The sequence below is a fragment of the Pseudomonas sp. NMS19W genome (assembly GCF_051554255.1).
Taxonomy (GTDB): domain Bacteria; phylum Pseudomonadota; class Gammaproteobacteria; order Pseudomonadales; family Pseudomonadaceae; genus Aquipseudomonas; species Aquipseudomonas kribbensis.
This window is the reverse complement of the sequence record NZ_CP136718.1, coordinates 5,170,684-5,186,934: the sequence shown is the minus strand read 5'-3', so window position 1 is coordinate 5,186,934 and position 16,251 is coordinate 5,170,684. Positions and strand designations below refer to the sequence as shown.

13 protein-coding genes and 1 pseudogene are annotated in these 16,251 nt (G+C 61.8%); 9 read left to right on the top strand and 5 right to left on the bottom strand.

Going from position 1 to position 16,251, the window contains the following annotated elements; genetic code table 11:
* Nucleotides 1–3: 3 nt before the first annotated feature.
* From murD to lpxC, 9 genes and pseudogenes are all read left to right on the top strand, one after another.
* On the top strand, nt 4–1,350 hold the full coding sequence (gene murD / locus R1A29_RS23700; protein WP_438299748.1) for a UDP-N-acetylmuramoyl-L-alanine--D-glutamate ligase: 1,347 nt from the start codon (nt 4–6) through the stop codon (nt 1,348–1,350).
* On the top strand, nt 1,347–2,564 hold the full coding sequence (ftsW, locus tag R1A29_RS23695; protein ID WP_085709351.1) for a putative lipid II flippase FtsW: 1,218 nt from the start codon (nt 1,347–1,349) through the stop codon (nt 2,562–2,564). Before murD ends, ftsW begins: the two co-directional genes overlap by 4 nt.
* Nucleotides 2,554–3,624: an undecaprenyldiphospho-muramoylpentapeptide beta-N-acetylglucosaminyltransferase gene (gene murG / locus R1A29_RS23690; protein WP_085709352.1), complete on the top strand. Its 1,071-nt coding sequence runs from the start codon at nt 2,554–2,556 to the stop codon at nt 3,622–3,624. Before ftsW ends, murG begins: the two co-directional genes overlap by 11 nt.
* A complete protein-coding gene (gene murC, locus R1A29_RS23685) occupies nt 3,617–5,077 on the top strand; it encodes a UDP-N-acetylmuramate--L-alanine ligase (RefSeq protein ID WP_085709353.1) in 1,461 nt (486 codons plus the stop codon). The genes murG and murC overlap by 8 nt, the downstream gene beginning before the upstream one ends.
* On the top strand, nt 5,074–6,048 hold the full coding sequence (locus R1A29_RS23680) for a D-alanine--D-alanine ligase (RefSeq protein WP_192552343.1): 975 nt from the start codon (nt 5,074–5,076) through the stop codon (nt 6,046–6,048). The genes murC and R1A29_RS23680 overlap by 4 nt, the downstream gene beginning before the upstream one ends.
* Before the next feature lie 4 nt (nt 6,049–6,052).
* Nucleotides 6,053–6,920: pseudogene (locus R1A29_RS23675) on the top strand (cell division protein FtsQ/DivIB).
* Between the two features lie 15 nt (nt 6,921–6,935).
* Nucleotides 6,936–8,195: a cell division protein FtsA gene (ftsA, locus tag R1A29_RS23670; protein ID WP_065261511.1), complete on the top strand. Its 1,260-nt coding sequence runs from the start codon at nt 6,936–6,938 to the stop codon at nt 8,193–8,195.
* Nucleotides 8,196–8,298: 103 nt separating this feature from the next.
* Nucleotides 8,299–9,495, top strand: coding sequence for a cell division protein FtsZ (gene ftsZ, locus R1A29_RS23665; protein WP_085709356.1), 1,197 nt, complete (start codon nt 8,299–8,301; stop codon nt 9,493–9,495).
* 112 nt (nt 9,496–9,607) lie between these two features.
* Nucleotides 9,608–10,519, top strand: a complete 912-nt coding sequence (lpxC, locus tag R1A29_RS23660; RefSeq protein ID WP_065261513.1) for a UDP-3-O-acyl-N-acetylglucosamine deacetylase — start codon at nt 9,608–9,610, stop codon at nt 10,517–10,519.
* 61 nt (nt 10,520–10,580) lie between these two features.
* Here lpxC and R1A29_RS23655 read toward each other — a convergent pair whose 3' ends face one another.
* The 5 genes from R1A29_RS23655 to R1A29_RS23635 all read right to left on the bottom strand — a co-directional run bounded on the left by R1A29_RS23655 (nt 10,581) and on the right by R1A29_RS23635 (nt 16,247).
* Nucleotides 10,581–12,089 (bottom strand): sensor domain-containing diguanylate cyclase, encoded by a 1,509-nt coding sequence (locus R1A29_RS23655; protein ID WP_248739344.1) that lies wholly within the window; start codon nt 12,087–12,089, stop codon nt 10,581–10,583.
* Nucleotides 12,090–12,201: 112 nt separating this feature from the next.
* Entirely contained in the window at nt 12,202–13,518 is a 1,317-nt protein-coding gene (locus R1A29_RS23650; RefSeq protein WP_438299747.1) for an OprD family porin, read from the bottom strand.
* Between the two features lie 196 nt (nt 13,519–13,714).
* Nucleotides 13,715–13,936, bottom strand: a complete 222-nt coding sequence (locus R1A29_RS23645; protein WP_085709734.1) for a hypothetical protein — start codon at nt 13,934–13,936, stop codon at nt 13,715–13,717.
* A 279-nt stretch (nt 13,937–14,215) separates the two neighbouring features.
* Nucleotides 14,216–15,580 carry a heavy metal sensor histidine kinase gene (locus tag R1A29_RS23640; RefSeq protein ID WP_438299746.1) on the bottom strand — a complete coding sequence of 455 codons (1,365 nt, stop codon included), beginning with the start codon at nt 15,578–15,580 and terminating at the stop codon, nt 14,216–14,218.
* Nucleotides 15,570–16,247, bottom strand: coding sequence for a heavy metal response regulator transcription factor (locus R1A29_RS23635; RefSeq protein WP_003228008.1), 678 nt, complete (start codon nt 16,245–16,247; stop codon nt 15,570–15,572). Before R1A29_RS23635 ends, R1A29_RS23640 begins: the two co-directional genes overlap by 11 nt.
* Between the last annotated feature and the right edge of the window lie 4 nt (nt 16,248–16,251).

Below are 16,251 nucleotides of genomic sequence, written 5' to 3'. Positions count from 1 at the left end.
CGAGTGTCTCTGATCGCTTCTGACCACTTCCGCATCGTTGTCGGCCTCGGCAAGAGCGGCATGTCCCTGGTTCGCTTCCTGGCGAGCCGGGGCGTGGCGTTTGCGGTGGCCGATACGCGGAAAAATCCACCGGAACTGGCCACGCTCCAGCGTGACTATCCGCACGTGGAAGTGCGTTGTGGCGAGCTGGACGTCGAGTTCCTGTGCCGTGCCGACGAGCTCTACGTGAGCCCCGGCCTCGCGCTGGCGACCCCGGCCCTGCAAGCCGCCGCGGCCCGTGGCGTGAAGCTGTCCGGTGACATCGAGCTGTTCGCGCGTAACGCGAAGGCGCCGATCGTGGCCATCAGCGGTTCCAACGCGAAAAGCACCGTCACCACCCTGGTCGGCGAGATGGCGGCTGTGGCCGGCAAGCGCGTGGCCGTGGGCGGCAACCTCGGTACGCCGGCGCTGGACCTGCTCAGCGATGACGTTGAGCTGTACGTGATGGAGCTGTCGAGCTTCCAGCTGGAAACCACCGACCAGCTCAACGCCGAAGTGGCGACCGTGCTCAACATCAGCGAAGACCACATGGATCGCTACAGCGGTCTGCCGGCCTATCACCTGGCCAAGCACCGGATCTTCCGTGGCGCGAAGCAGTTCGTGGTCAACCGTCAGGATGCGTTGACCCGGCCGCTTATGGGCGAGGGCCAGCCATGCTGGACCTTCGGCCTGACCAAACCCGATTTCAAGGCGTTCGGCCTGCGCGAAGAGAATGGCGAGAAATACCTGGCCTTCGAATTCCAGAATCTGATGCCGGTGCGTGAACTGAAGATTCGCGGCGCCCACAACCAGTCCAATGCCCTGGCGGCGCTGGCGCTCGGGCATGCGGTCGGTCTGCCGTTCGACGCCATGCTCGCGGCCCTGCGCAACTTCGCCGGCCTCGAGCATCGCTGCCAGTGGGTGCGTGACCTGGACGGTGTCGGTTACTACAACGATTCCAAAGCCACCAACGTCGGCGCCGCGCTGGCGGCCATCGAAGGTCTGGGGGCGGACATCAGCGGCAAGGTCGTGCTGATCGCCGGTGGTGACGGCAAAGGTGCCGAGTTCAAGGACCTGCGTGATCCGGCGGCGGCCTATTGCCGTGCCGTGATCCTGATGGGTCGCGATTCCGACAAGATCGGCGAGGCCATCGGCGATGCCGTGCCGCTGATTCGCGCCACCACACTGATCGACGCCGTCGAAAAATGCCGCGCCGCCGCCCAACCGGGTGACGTGGTGCTGCTGTCGCCGGCCTGCGCCAGTTTCGACATGTTCAAGAATTACGAAGATCGTGGTCACCAGTTCGTCCGCGCCGTGGAGGATCTGGCATGAGCCTGCGAAACATCATCAAGCCGTATCCGTCGCCGATCATCACCGGGCGCGGGATCGACCTCGACTTCCCGATGCTCGCCGGTTGCCTGGCGCTGCTCGGCCTGGGCCTGATCATGATCGCCTCGGCATCCACCGAGGTCGGTGCAGTGCAGTCGGGCAGCGCTCTCTACTATATGACCCGTCACCTGATCTACGTGGTGCTGGGCCTGGGTGCGTGCATCGTCACCATGATGATTCCGATCGCCACCTGGCAGCGCCTGGGCTGGATGATGCTGATCGGTGCGTTCGGTCTGCTGGTGATGGTGATCGTCCCGGGGATTGGCCGTGAAGTGAACGGTTCGATGCGCTGGATCGGCTTCAGCTTCTTCAACGTGCAACCGTCCGAGATCGCCAAGGTGTTCGTGGTGATTTACCTCGCCGGTTATCTGGTGCGTCGTCAGAAAGAAGTGCGCGAAAGCTGGATGGGCTTCTTCAAGCCGTTCATCGTGCTGCTGCCGATGGCCGGTCTGTTGCTGATGGAGCCGGACTTCGGTGCCACCGTCGTAATGATGGGCGCTGCGGCGGCGATGCTGTTCCTCGGCGGGGTCGGACTGTTCCGGTTCTCGCTGATGGTGGTGCTGGCGGTGGCAGCGGTAGTGTTGCTGATCCAGATGCAGCCGTACCGGATGGCGCGTCTGACCAACTTCGCCGACCCGTGGGCCGACCAGTTCGGCGCGGGCTATCAATTGTCCCAGGCCTTGATCGCCTTCGGTCGCGGCGAGTGGCTGGGCGTTGGTCTGGGCAACAGCGTGCAGAAGCAGTTCTACCTGCCGGAGGCCCACACCGACTTCGTGTTCTCGGTACTGGCCGAAGAGCTGGGCGCTGTCGGTTCGCTGTGCACCGTGGCGCTGTTCGTGTTCGTGTGTATCCGCGGCATGTACATCGGTCTGTGGGCCGAGAAAGCCAAACAGTTTTTTGCCGCTTATGTTGCCTACGGCCTGTCGTTCCTGTGGATCGGTCAGTTCCTGATCAACATCGGCGTGAACGTCGGCCTGCTGCCGACCAAGGGCCTGACCTTGCCGTTCCTCAGTTATGGTGGCAGTTCCCTGGTGATCTGCTGCGCCTGTCTTGGCTTGTTGCTGAGGATCGAGTGGGAGAGCCGGACCCACCTGGGCAGTGAAGAAATGGAATTCCATGAGAGCGACTTCGCCGAGGAGCCGAACCATGGGCGCTAACGTATTGATCATGGCCGGCGGTACCGGCGGCCACGTGTTCCCGGCACTGTCCTGTGCCCGTGAGTTCCAGGCGCGGGGCTACACCGTGCACTGGCTGGGCACGCCACGGGGGATCGAGAACGATCTGGTGCCGGCCGCCGGCCTTGAATTGCATCGCATCAACGCCACCGGCCTGCGCGGCAAGGGCAAGCTGTCGTTGCTCAAGGCACCGTTCATGCTGCTGAAGTCGGTGTGGCAGGCGCGGGCGATCATTCGCCGCCTGCGTCCGGTGTGCGTGGTCGGTTTCGGTGGTTATGTGACCGGTCCTGGTGGCATCGCCGCCAAACTGGCCGGCGTGCCGGTGATCGTTCACGAACAGAACGCCGTGGCCGGCACCGCCAATCGGTTGCTGGTGCCGTTCGCCGCCCGGGTGTGTGAAGCGTTCCCCGACACCTTTACCCTGTCGGACAGCCGCCGTACCACCGGCAACCCGGTGCGCAGCGAGCTGTTCCTCGAAACACCGCGTGCGGCACTGGCCGGACGCAAGGCGCGTTTGCTGATCCTGGGCGGTAGCCTGGGCGCAGAACCGTTGAACAAGTTGCTGCCTGAAGCCCTGTCGCAAGTCGCAGCCGATTTGCGTCCGGAAGTGTTTCATCAGGCTGGCAAAAATCACGATGAAGTGACTGCAGAGCGTTACCGCGCCGCCGGCGTGGACGCGCAGGTGCAGCCCTTCATCAAGGACATGGCTCAGGCCTATGGCTGGGCTGACATCGTGGTGTGCCGTGCCGGCGCATTGACCGTCAGCGAACTGGCCGCCGCCGGTCTGCCGTCGATGCTGGTGCCCTTGCCCCATGCGATCGACGATCACCAGACCCGCAACGCCGATTATCTGGCCCGCGAAGGCGCTGCCTTCCTGATGCCGCAAAGAACGACTGGTGCCGCGGACCTTGCCGCGCGCCTGACAGAGGTCTTGATGCAACCGCAACGACTCGAAGAAATGGCCCGAGCGGCCCGCCGTCTGGCAAAACCCGAAGCCACCCGCAGCGTGGTCGATACCTGTCTGGAGGTGGCCCATGGTTGAGAATCAGAAAGCCATGCCACAACCGGAAATGCGCCGCATCCGTCGCATCCACTTCGTCGGGATCGGCGGCGTGGGCATGTGCGGTATCGCTGAAGTGCTGCTGAACCTGGGTTACGCCGTGTCCGGCTCCGACCTCAAGGCTTCGCCGGTCACCGAGCGTCTGGAATCCTTCGGTGCACAGATCTTCATCGGCCACCGTGCCGAAAACGCCGCTGCCGCCGACGTGCTGGTGGTGTCGAGTGCCGTGAACACTTCCAACCCGGAAGTCGCGACCGCCCTTGAGCGCCGTATTCCGGTGGTGCCGCGTGCCGAGATGCTCGCCGAGCTGATGCGCTACCGCCACGGCATCGCCGTCGCCGGTACTCACGGCAAGACCACCACCACCAGCCTGATCGCTTCGGTGTTCGCCGCCGGTGGCCTGGACCCGACGTTCGTCATCGGTGGCCGTCTGAATGCTGCGGGCACCAATGCCCAGCTCGGCACCAGCCGCTACCTGATCGCCGAGGCCGACGAGAGCGACGCCAGCTTCCTGCACCTGCAACCGCTGGTGGCTGTGGTGACCAACATCGACGCCGACCACATGGCGACCTACGACGGCGACTTCAACAAACTGAAGAAAACCTTCGTCGAGTTCCTGCACAACCTGCCGTTCTACGGTCTGGCGGTAATGTGCCTGGACGATCCGGTGGTGCGTGAAATCCTGCCGCTGGTGAAGCGTCCGACCGTGACCTACGGCTTCAGCGAAGATGCCGACGTGCGCGCCATCAATGTGCGCCAGCAGGGCATGCAGACCTTCTTCACCGTGCTGCGCCCTGATCGCGAGCCGCTGGATGTGTCCGTGAACATGCCGGGCAACCACAACGTGCTCAATTCCCTGGCGACCATCTGTATCGCTACCGACGAGGGCGTCAGCGATGAAGCCATCGTCCAGGGTCTTTCCGGATTCCAGGGCGTCGGCCGACGCTTTCAGGTCTACGGCGAACTGCCGGTAGACGGCGGCAACGTGATGCTGGTCGACGACTACGGTCACCACCCGACCGAAGTCGCGGCCGTGATCAAGGCTGTGCGCGGTGGCTGGCCTGAGCGCCGTCTGGTGATGGTCTACCAGCCGCACCGCTACAGCCGCACCCGTGACCTGTACGACGATTTCGTCAATGTACTGGCCGACGCCAACGTACTGCTGCTGATGGAAGTCTATCCGGCCGGCGAAGAGCCGATCCCGGGGGCCGACAGCCGCAAGCTGTGCAACAGCATCCGCCAGCGCGGTCAGCTGGACCCGATCTACATAGAGCGCGGTGTCGATCTTGCGCCGCTGGTCAAGCCGCTGCTGCGTGCTGGCGACATTCTGCTGTGCCAGGGCGCCGGTGACATCGGCGGTCTCGCACCGAAACTGTTGAAAAGCGAGTTGTTCGCCGGTGCCGTGGCCGCACCGGTCGAGGGGAAGTTGAAATGACTGCTGCCTACGCCAACCTGTTCTCCACCATCGCCCCGAAAGACTTCGGCCGTGTCGCCGTGCTGTTCGGTGGCCTGAGTGCCGAACGTGAAGTCTCGCTGAAGTCCGGCAACGCCGTGCTCTCTGCGCTGCAAAGCGCCGGTGTGGATGCGTTCGGGATCGATGTCGGCGCCGATATTCTGCAGCGCCTGCTGAGCGAGAAGATCGACCGTGCGTTCATCATCCTCCACGGTCGCGGCGGTGAAGACGGCAGCATGCAGGGTCTGCTCGAAGTGGCCGGCATTCCGTACACCGGCAGCGGCATCCTGGCGTCGGCGCTGGCCATGGACAAGCTGCGTACCAAGCAGGTCTGGCACACGCTGGGGATTCCGACGCCGCGTCACGCCGTACTGCGCAGCGAGGCCGATTGTATTTCCGCAGCGACGGAACTGGGCTTCCCTTTGATCGTCAAACCGGCGCATGAAGGTTCAAGTATCGGGATGGCCAAAGTGAGTTCTGCGTCCGAGTTGATCGACGCATGGAAAGCGGCCAGTACCTACGATTCGCAAGTGTTGGTCGAGCAATGGATCCACGGTCCGGAGTTCACCATCGCCACCCTGCGTGACCAGGTGTTGCCTCCTATCGCCCTGGGTACGCCACACACGTTCTACGACTACGACGCCAAGTACATCGCCAACGATACCCAGTATCGGATTCCGTGCGGGCTCGATGCCGCCAAGGAAAAAGAACTCATGGACCTCACGGCGCGAGCCTGCGAGGCGCTGGGTATCGCCGGTTGGGGCCGGGCGGACGTCATGCAGGACGCCGACGGCAAATTCTGGTTCCTGGAAGTCAACACGGCTCCCGGCATGACCGACCACAGCCTGGTACCGATGGCGGCGAAAGCGGCCGGTCTGGATTTCCAGCAACTGGTCCTGGCCATCCTGGCCGCCAGTGTCGATGCCGATGGCCATAAAGAGGCGCGAGGTTAAGACCATGCAAGGCGCACAGCTCAGACATCAGCCACCCGCTCCCGGCCGCAAGCCGGTGCCGCGGGGTGCCAGCCGAATGGTGGCCAAAGAGCCGATGTCCGCGCGCCTGCCGAAAGCCAATTTCGGCTTTCTGAAAAACCTGTTCTGGCCGGTGCTGCTGGTGGCGCTCGGGTTCGGTACCTACGAAGGTGCGCAGCGTCTGTTGCCATATGCCGACCGGCCGATCACCAAAATCGCCGTGCAGGGCGACCTGAGCTACATCAGCCAGCAGGCGGTGCAGCAGCGAATCGCCCCGTACGTGGCGTCGAGCTTCTTCACCATCGACCTGGCCAGCATGCGCTCGGAGCTGGAGCAGATGCCGTGGATCGCCCACGCCGAAGTCCGTCGCGTGTGGCCGGACCAAGTGGTGATCCGCCTCGAAGAGCAACTGCCCGTGGCCCGTTGGGGCGACGAGTCGCTGCTCAACAACCAGGGTCAGGCGTTCACGCCCAAGGAACTGGCGAACTACGAACACCTGCCACAGCTGTTCGGTCCGCAGCGGGCCCAGCAGCAAGTGATGCAGCAATACCAGGTACTGAGCCAGATGCTCCGGCCGTTGGGCTTCTCGATCGCGCGCCTGGAACTGCGTGAACGTGGCAGCTGGTTCCTGACCACCGGTGCCGGCAGTTCCGGCCCCGGCATCGAGTTGCTGCTGGGACGCGGCAACCTGGTGGAAAAAGATGCGCCGCTTCATTGCCATCTACGACAAGACGCTTAAAGACCAGATTACGAACATTGCGCGTATCGATCTGCGCTACGCCAACGGCCTCGCTGTTGGCTGGCGGGAACCAGTAGCGCCGACGACAGCCCAACCCGCTGTCGCAAAGAATTAAGAAGAGGCAGGACCCATGGCAAACGTGCAAAGCGGCAAAATGATCGTCGGTCTCGATATCGGCACCTCCAAGGTGGTGGCGCTGGTCGGCGAGGTTGCGGACGACGGCACGCTCGATATCGTCGGGATCGGTACCCATCCGTCCCGCGGCCTGAAGAAAGGCGTGGTGGTGAACATCGAGTCCACCGTGCAATCGATCCAGCGCGCGATCGAAGAAGCCCAGTTGATGGCGGGCTGCCGCATTCACTCGGCGTTCGTCGGCGTGGCGGGCAATCACATCCGCAGCCTGAACTCCCACGGCATCGTGGCGATCCGCGACCGCGAAGTCAGCTCGGCTGACCTGGAGCGCGTACTCGACGCCGCCCAGGCCGTGGCGATTCCGGCTGACCAGCGCGTGCTGCACACCTTGCCGCAGGACTACGTGATCGATAACCAGGAAGGCGTGCGCGAGCCGCTGGGCATGTCCGGCGTGCGTCTGGAAGCCAAGGTCCACGTGGTCACCTGCGCCGTCAACGCCGCACAGAACATTGAAAAATGCGTGCGTCGCTGCGGTCTGGAAATCGACGACATCATTCTCGAGCAACTGGCTTCGGCCTACTCGGTCCTGACCGACGACGAAAAAGAACTGGGCGTGTGCCTGGTCGACATCGGCGGCGGCACCACCGACATCGCGATCTTCACCGAAGGCGCGATCCGTCACACGGCCGTGATCCCGATTGCCGGCGATCAGGTGACCAACGACATCGCCATGGCGTTGCGCACCCCGACCCAGTACGCCGAAGAGATCAAGATCCGCTACGCCTGCGCCCTGGCCAAACTGGCCGGTGCCGGCGAGACCATCAAGGTGCCGAGCGTCGGCGATCGTCCGCCACGCGAACTGTCCCGTCAGGCCCTGGCCGAAGTGGTCGAGCCGCGTTACGACGAACTGTTCACCCTGATCCAGGCCGAACTGCGTCGCAGCGGCTACGAAGACCTGATCCCGGCCGGCATCGTGCTGACCGGCGGTACGTCGAAGATGGAAGGCGCCACCGAACTGGCCGAGGAAATCTTCCACATGCCGGTACGCCTCGGTGTACCGCATGGCGTGAAGGGCCTGGACGACGTGGTGCGCAACCCGATCTATTCCACTGGCGTGGGCTTGTTGATGTACGGCCTGCAGAAGCAGTCCGACGGGATCTCGTTCTCGGGTATCGGCAGCCGCGACAGCTACAGCAACGATGAGCCTCAGGCGCCGTTGCTGGACCGTTTGAAGAAGTGGGTTCAAGGCAACTTTTAAGAGCAGTTCGAAGCGTCAAGCTTCGAGCGGCAAGCAGTAGCAGTAGATGCACCGCAACAAAATGCAGTAGGCGAAAAAACTAGAGAATGTAAGGAGAGGGAAAATGTTCGAACTCGTAGACAACATCCCCGCAAGCCCGGTAATCAAAGTTATCGGTGTTGGCGGTGGCGGCGGCAACGCTGTCAACCACATGGTCAAGAGCAACATCGAAGGCGTCGAGTTCATCTGCGCCAACACCGATGCTCAGGCGCTGAAAAACATCGGCGCGCGCACCATCCTGCAACTGGGCACCGGCGTGACCAAAGGCCTGGGCGCCGGCGCCAACCCGGAAGTCGGCCGTCAGGCTGCGCTGGAAGATCGCGAGCGCATCGCTGAAGTGCTGGCCGGCACCAACATGGTGTTCATCACCACCGGCATGGGCGGCGGTACCGGTACCGGTGCAGCGCCGATCATCGCCGAAGTGGCCAAGGAAATGGGCATCCTGACCGTTGCGGTCGTGACCCGTCCGTTCCCGTTCGAAGGCCGCAAGCGTATGCAGATCGCCGACGAAGGCATCCGCATGCTCTCCGAAAGCGTCGACTCGCTGATCACCATTCCCAACGAGAAGCTGCTGACCATCCTCGGTAAAGACGCAAGCCTCTTGTCGGCTTTCGCCAAGGCTGACGATGTACTGGCCGGTGCCGTTCGCGGTATCTCCGACATCATCAAGCGTCCGGGCATGATCAACGTCGACTTCGCCGACGTACGCACCGTGATGAGCGAAATGGGCATGGCGATGATGGGCACTGGCTGCGCCAGCGGTCCGAACCGTGCACGTGAAGCCACCGAAGCGGCCATCCGCAACCCGTTGCTGGAAGACGTGAACCTGCAAGGCGCACGCGGCATCCTGGTGAACATCACTGCCGGTCCTGACCTGTCCCTGGGTGAGTACTCCGACGTGGGTTCGATCATCGAAGCCTTCGCTTCCGAGCACGCAATGGTCAAGGTCGGTACCGTTATCGATCCGGACATGCGCGACGAGCTGCACGTGACCGTGGTTGCCACCGGTCTGGGCGCGAAAATCGAGAAGCCTGTAAAGGTCATCGACAACACCGTTCACACCACCATGGCTTCCGCTCCGGTGCAGCAACAGGCTCCTGCGCGTCAGGAACAACCTGCTGTGAACTACCGTGACCTGGACCGTCCGACCGTCATGCGCAACCAGGCTCAGGCCGGTGCTGCGACTGCCGCGAAGATGAATCCGCAAGATGACCTGGACTACCTGGACATCCCGGCTTTCCTGCGTCGTCAGGCTGATTGATGGAATGTATCAGGGCTATGAAGGTGATTGGTGTTCAGCAAAGGCTCGGTCTGCTATTATCGCCAGCCTTTGTTGATACCAGTTCGCAATTTGCGCTGAAGCGGCCCAAGCCATGATTAAACAACGCACACTGAAAAATATTATCCGTGCCACAGGTGTAGGCCTGCACTCCGGGGAGAAGGTCTACCTGACCCTCAAGCCTGCGCCTGTCGACACTGGCATTGTGTTTTGTCGCGCTGACCTCGACCCCGTGGTGCAGATTCCTGCCCGCGCGGAAAACGTCGGTGAAACCACTATGTCGACGACGCTGATTAACGGCGACGTCAAAGTGGACACGGTAGAGCACTTGCTCTCGGCCATGGCTGGCCTGGGCATCGATAACGCCTACGTCGAGCTCTCCGCGTCCGAAGTCCCGATCATGGACGGTAGCGCAGGACCTTTCGTATTCCTGATTCAATCGGCAGGCCTGGAAGAACAGGACGCCGCCAAGAAATTCATCCGCATCCTGCGTGAAGTGACAGTGGAAGACGGCGACAAGCGCGCCACTTTCGTCCCTTTCGACGGATTCAAGGTGAGCTTCGAGATCGATTTCGATCACCCGGTATTCCGGGACCGCACCCAAAGTGCAAGCGTGGATTTTTCCAGCACTTCGTTCGTAAAAGAAGTCAGCCGCGCCCGTACTTTCGGTTTCATGAGTGACATCGAGTACCTGCGCAAGCACAACCTCGCACTCGGCGGCAGCGTTGAAAACGCGATCGTGGTCGATGCCGATGGCGTACTGAACGAAGACGGCCTTCGCTATGAAGACGAATTCGTGAAGCACAAGATCCTCGATGCAATTGGCGACCTGTACCTGCTGGGCAACAGCCTGATTGGTGAGTTCAAGGGCTTCAAGTCCGGCCACGCACTGAACAACCAGCTTCTGCGCAAACTGATTGAGCAGAAAGATGCCTGGGAAGTCGTGACGTTCGAAGACGCCAGCACTGCACCGATCTCTTACATGCGCCCGGTTGCGGCAGTGTAAGTAAAAAACCTCTCTAGTTTTTTGAAGGCCACCTTTGGGTGGCCTTTTTTTATGCCTGTGTTCAGGACGCCAGCACCACTCGATTCCGGCCACCTTCCTTGGCCTGATACAGCGCCCGGTCCGCCGCGAACAACAGTTGTTCCAGACTGATTTCACTCGCCACCGTCCAGGTGCTGATACCGATGCTCACCGTCATCGGCATTTCATCGCCCGCCATCCGCGGCAATTGCTCGACGGCGGCCCGCACATGCTCGGCTATCTGCTGCGCGCCGACGCTGTCGGTCTCGGCCAGAATCACCGAGAACTCTTCACCACCATAACGCGCCACCAGATCCGCCGGGCGTCGCACATTGGCGGTAATGACCCTGGCCAGTTCACGCAGGGCCTGATCCCCAGCCTGATGGCCGTGCCGGTCATTGAATGCCTTGAAGTGATCGGCGTCGATCATCAGCAACGAAAGGGATTTGCCCGAGCGTTGGGCGCGAAACCACTCGTGCCGCAACGACTGATCAAGCATGCGCCGGTTGGCGACACCGGTCAGGGCATCGGTGGCGGCCAGTTGCGCCAGTTCTCGTTCGGCGCGTTGGCGCAGGCGCAGCTCCCGGGCCAGCAGCCAGGTCAGCCACAGCAGGCCGAGGCAGAGCACGCCGGTGGCACCGCTGATCAGAATCGCCGTACGCTTCCAAGCGCCGAACACTTCTTCACTTGATAGCGCAACGATCACTGTCAGTGGCAGGTTGCCGACCTGGGAATAGGTGTACAGCCGCTGCTGGTGATCCATGCTCGAAATGCTGTTGAAACTGCCATTGCCGCTGCGGTCGCGCAGAATCCGCACCACATTGGGACGGGCGGCGAAGCTCTTGCCGATCGAATCGCTCTGCAGATAGGGTTTCTGGGCCAGCAGGATGCCGTCGTTGTTGATGATGTTCAGCGTGCTGTCGACGCCGATGTCGAGACTGTTGAACAACTGGTCGAAGTAATCGAGCTTCATTGACGCGACCGCTACGCCCAGGAATTCCCCGGTATCCGAGGAAATGCGCCGGCTGAAACTGATGCGCCACTGGTTGGCGTCGTCGCAATCGCAACGGGGCTTGAACGGGCGGCTGATGAACATGCCGGCGTCGCGGTTGAAGGCGTGGGCGAGGAAGTAATCGCGGTCGGCGAAATTGCCCGGCAAAGGTTCGACCCGCGAGGAATCGGCGATGACCTCGCCGTGTTTGTCGAGCAGCAGGATGTCGCCCTTGAAGCGGGCGGTGGTGGAGCGGTCGAACAGCGCCAGGTGACGGATCTGCGGCGACACGTTTTTCAGGTCGTCGCGCTGGGCGGCGGCAATCAGCCCTTGCAGGGTCAGGTCGTAGAGCTCGACGGTACGTAACACGTCGGCGTCGATCAGTTGGGCAATGGTGGTGGCGCTGCGAGTCGCCGACTCCTGAGCATTGGCGTGCTCGCGAATCAGCAGAAAAGTGACAATGCACACAATCGCGAACACGCTCAGCAGACTGCCGAGAATCAGCAGCAGCTCGGGACGTCCGGTCTTGCCCGCAGCAGGTGGGGTACGGCTCGCGATCATGGTTGGGTTATCGGTTGAAGAGTCTTATAAGCGTAGTTGTACAAACGTCGCTGCCGCACACGCAAGAAAAAGGCCAGCGCATAAGGCTGGCCTTTCAACTGTAGCGCCGATCTTAGAAGACGTTGATCGGGTAGTCGATGATCACGCGGTATTCATCGGTATCCGTGTCCAGCGCGCCGTAACCGTTACCGCCACGGTTGGTCGCCCACTGCAGTCGTACCGCCAGGTCTTTGGCCTGGCCGCTCTGCACCACGTACTTGAGGTCGATGTCGCGTTCCCAGTGCTTGGCGTTGCGGCCTTCGGCGCTGTACCACGAGGCATAGCCCTTGCTGTCCGGGTCGACCTTGGTCAGGTCCAGCGTACCGCGCGAGTAGGACACCGCCGAAGTCAGGCCCGGCAGGCCGACGCCTGCGAAGTCATAGGCGTACTTGAGTTTCCACGAGCGCTCGTTCGGGCCGTTAAAGTCCGAGTATTGCTGGGAGTTGTCGAGGTAGATGCTGTCGCCCTGGCTGATGTAGTCGAACGGCGTGTTGCCGTTGACCCGCTGGTACGCGGCGGTGACGCTGTGGCTGCCGATGCCGACGGTGAAATGCAGGCTGTAGGTGTTGTTGTCGATGTTGCCCAGCAGCGCCTCGCCGGTGTCCTGGGTGTGATAGAAGTGCAGGCCCGGGTTGAGGGTCACCAGATCGTTCAGCGCCCAGGTGTAGTCGAGGTCGTAGTAGTACTGGTTCCAGATGTCCTTCAGCTCGGCGGCGTACAGGTTGCTGGTCAGGCCTTCGACGCCGCTCCAGGACACACCGGCCCAGTTCAGGTGCTGGCTCTTGTCGCCGTCGGCGAGGGTGCCGTACGAGGTGCCGATGCGTTTGTGGCCGCTCTGGTTGTACGGCTTGGTGAAGCTGGCCTGGCCGCCTTCGATCATCCAGCCGTCGAAGCTGTGGTTGGTCACGCTGACGCCACGGAAGGTCTGCGGCAGCATGCGGCTTTCACCGCCGGCGATCACCGGGTTGGTGAGGAACAGGTCACCGGCCTTCAGCTCGGTATCGAACGCGCGCATTTTCAGCGTGCCGCCCGCCGTGGAGAACGAGCCCGGCGCTTTGCCGTTGCCATCGCTGACCGGCAGGATGCTGGAGTTGTCCGTGCCGCCACCGCCGTCGAGTTTCAGCCCGAGCATGGCGTGGGCATCGATGCCGAAGCCGACCGTGCCTTCGGTGTAACCCGACTGGAATTTGCCGAGGAAACCCTGGCCCCACTCGATGTTGTCGTCCGCTTTCTGCAAGCGGTTGCGATTCATGTAGTAGTTGCGGGCGTTGAGGTTGAGGCTCGAACCTTCGACGAAACCTTCCTTTTCGCCTTCGGCGGCGTGGGCGGTGGGGGCAATCGTTGCGGCGATTGCAATGAACAGCGGGGTAAAGCGGACTGGGTAACGCACTTGCGGTAAAGCTCCTTGGGTCAACTGACACTTCAATGTCTTGAGGTGCGGGATGTTTCTAATTGTAAGAGACGAACCGGACCGCTTTCACACCACAACGAAAAAAGGCCACTGAAAATCAGTGGCCTGGAAGGACGACGGTTGAACGGGAAGAGCCAAACAACCGCGTCGAGGGAAACGTTGCGTGGTGCGTGACTCAGCTGTCTTTCTCGGCTGCCTGAGCCTGGGAAGTTGCGGCCTGAGGGGCTTGCGTGGCGTCTTGAGCCTTGGCCATCACTTCTGCCTGATGCTGTTCGAATGCGTGAGCGCGAGCGGCATTCTGCGCTACGAACGACTGCGATTCTTCAGCCATCGCCATCGGCGACAGGATCAATGAGGACAAAACGAAAGCGCTGGCAATACCCATACTGTTGGACATCTTGAAAACCTTCTTGCTTGGCAAGTGCTGTTTGGTGCGGGCAAAGATAAGGTCGCCGGGCACCGGGAAACAGCGTGATTTTCATAAATGACTGTTACAGCAGAAGCAAAAGTCACCCCCTCACCCCAGCCCTCTCCCCCAAGGGGGCGAGGGGGAAAGGGAGCCGATTGGGGACTTTTCAAAGCCTGAGTTCGGCGCGGTGGTTCAGGTCGATGTAACTCGAAACGACAACTCGGTCAGTCCCCTCTCCCTCCGGGAGAGGGTTAGGGTGAGGGGCTTTCAGACCGGAAGGTGAATACCAAAAGTGTTCATGCCGCGATCACTGCGCACAAACACATCCCCACCATGCATCAGCGCAATCGCCTTGACGATCGCCAGCCCTAACCCGTGGTTATTGCCACTGTTGCTGCGCGACGCATCGACCCGGTAGAAGCGCTCGAACAGCCGTGGCAAATGCTCGCTGGCAATCGGCGCACCGGGGTTGGCTACGCCGATACTGACCTGGTGTTCCTCGACCGTGATCTGCACTTCGATCACCTGTCCCGGCGCGGTGTGTTGCACCGCGTTGCTCAGCAGATTGATCAATGCCCGGCGCAGATGGGCGATCTCGATCTGCACCTGTGCGTCGCCACTCACATGGACCTGGACCTGTGCATCTTCGAGGATGAAATCGAGGTATTCGAGGGTGGTCGCTACTTCGTCGGCCAGCGAAGTCGAGGTCAATTTGGTGGCCTTGCTGCCCTGATCGGCGCTGGCCAGAAACAGCATGTCATTGATGATCGAGCGCAGGCGTTCCAGTTCTTCAAGGTTGGATTGCAGCACTTCGAAATAATGCTCGGCGGAGCGCCCACGGGTCAGGGCGACCTGGGTCTGGCCAATCAGGTTGGTCAACGGCGAGCGCAGCTCATGGGCCACGTCGGCGTTGAACGATTCCAGCCGCGAATACGCCTGTTCGACCCGTTCCAGTGTCGAATTGAACGAGTCGACAAACTGTTCCAGCTCCGGCGGCAGCGGTGACAGACGCAAGCGCCCGGCCCGCAGCGGCGGCGCCAGGCGTTGGGCTTCATGGGACAGTTTGATCAGCGGCTTGAGGCCGATTCGCGCCACCCAGTAACCCAGCGCAGAGGCCAGCAGCACGCCGACAATCGCCAGGCCGATCAAGGCGATCAGCAGGTTGTGTTGAGTCTGGTGAAAGGTCTCGGTATCGATGCCGATCATGAAGCGCAGGGGCGGGCGTTGATCCTTGGCCGGGAACTGGCTGACCAGCACTTTCAACGGGTAGGGCTGACCGGGCAATTGCAGGTCGCGCATGCCCAGCGGGCCATTGGCGAAGTCGCGAATCTGCGGGGTGAAATCGCCGTACTCGTACTGCGGATCGCCGCTGCTGATCCAGAAACTGATGCGCTTGTCTTCCTCACCGAGCAGCTTGAGTTTGCTGTTGATCTTGACCCAATGCTCGGGCGTGCCGTAACGGCCGACCGTGGATTCGAGCACGCTGTAACGCGCATCCAGCTCGGCTTCCGGCAGCAGCCCCAAGCCCTTGTCCACTTGTTGATAAAGCGCGCCGCCGATCAACAGAAACACCAGCAGCGCCACCAGCGTGAACATCCCGCTCAAGCGCAGCGCGATAGAGTTACTGGACACCACGGCTCTCCAGCACATAACCCATGCCACGGATGGTGTGCAGCAGTTTCTCGTCGAAAGGCCCGTCGAGTTTGGCCCGCAGGCGCTTGATCGCGACTTCGACGACATTGGCGTCGCTGTCGAAATTGATGTCCCAGACCATCTCCGCAATCGCGGTTTTCGACAGGATCTCACCCTGACGCCGGGCCAGCACACTGAGCAGCGAAAACTCTTTCGCCGTCAGATCCAGCCGGGTTCCGGCGCGGGTGGCCTTGCGACTGATCAGATCGATCCACAGGTCGGCGATGCTCACTTGCACCGGCTCGTGGCCGCCACTGCGGCGGGTCAGCGCTTGCAGGCGCGCCACCAGTTCGAGGAAGGAAAACGGTTTGCCGAGGTAATCGTCGGCGCCGTCGCGCAGGCCCCGGATCCGGTCTTCGACCCGTTCGCGGGCGGTGAGCATGATCACCGGCGTCTGTTTGCGCGCACGCAAGGCGCGCAGTACGCCAAAGCCGTCGAGGCCCGGCAGCATGACGTCGAGGACGATCACCGCGTAGTCGCTTTCCAGCGCCAGATGCAGGCCCTCGACGCCGTCGCGGGCCAGATCCACGGTGTAACCCTGTTCCGTCAGGCCGCGGTGCAGATAGTCCGCGGTTTTCTCTTCGTCTTCGATAATCAGGACGCGCATGACC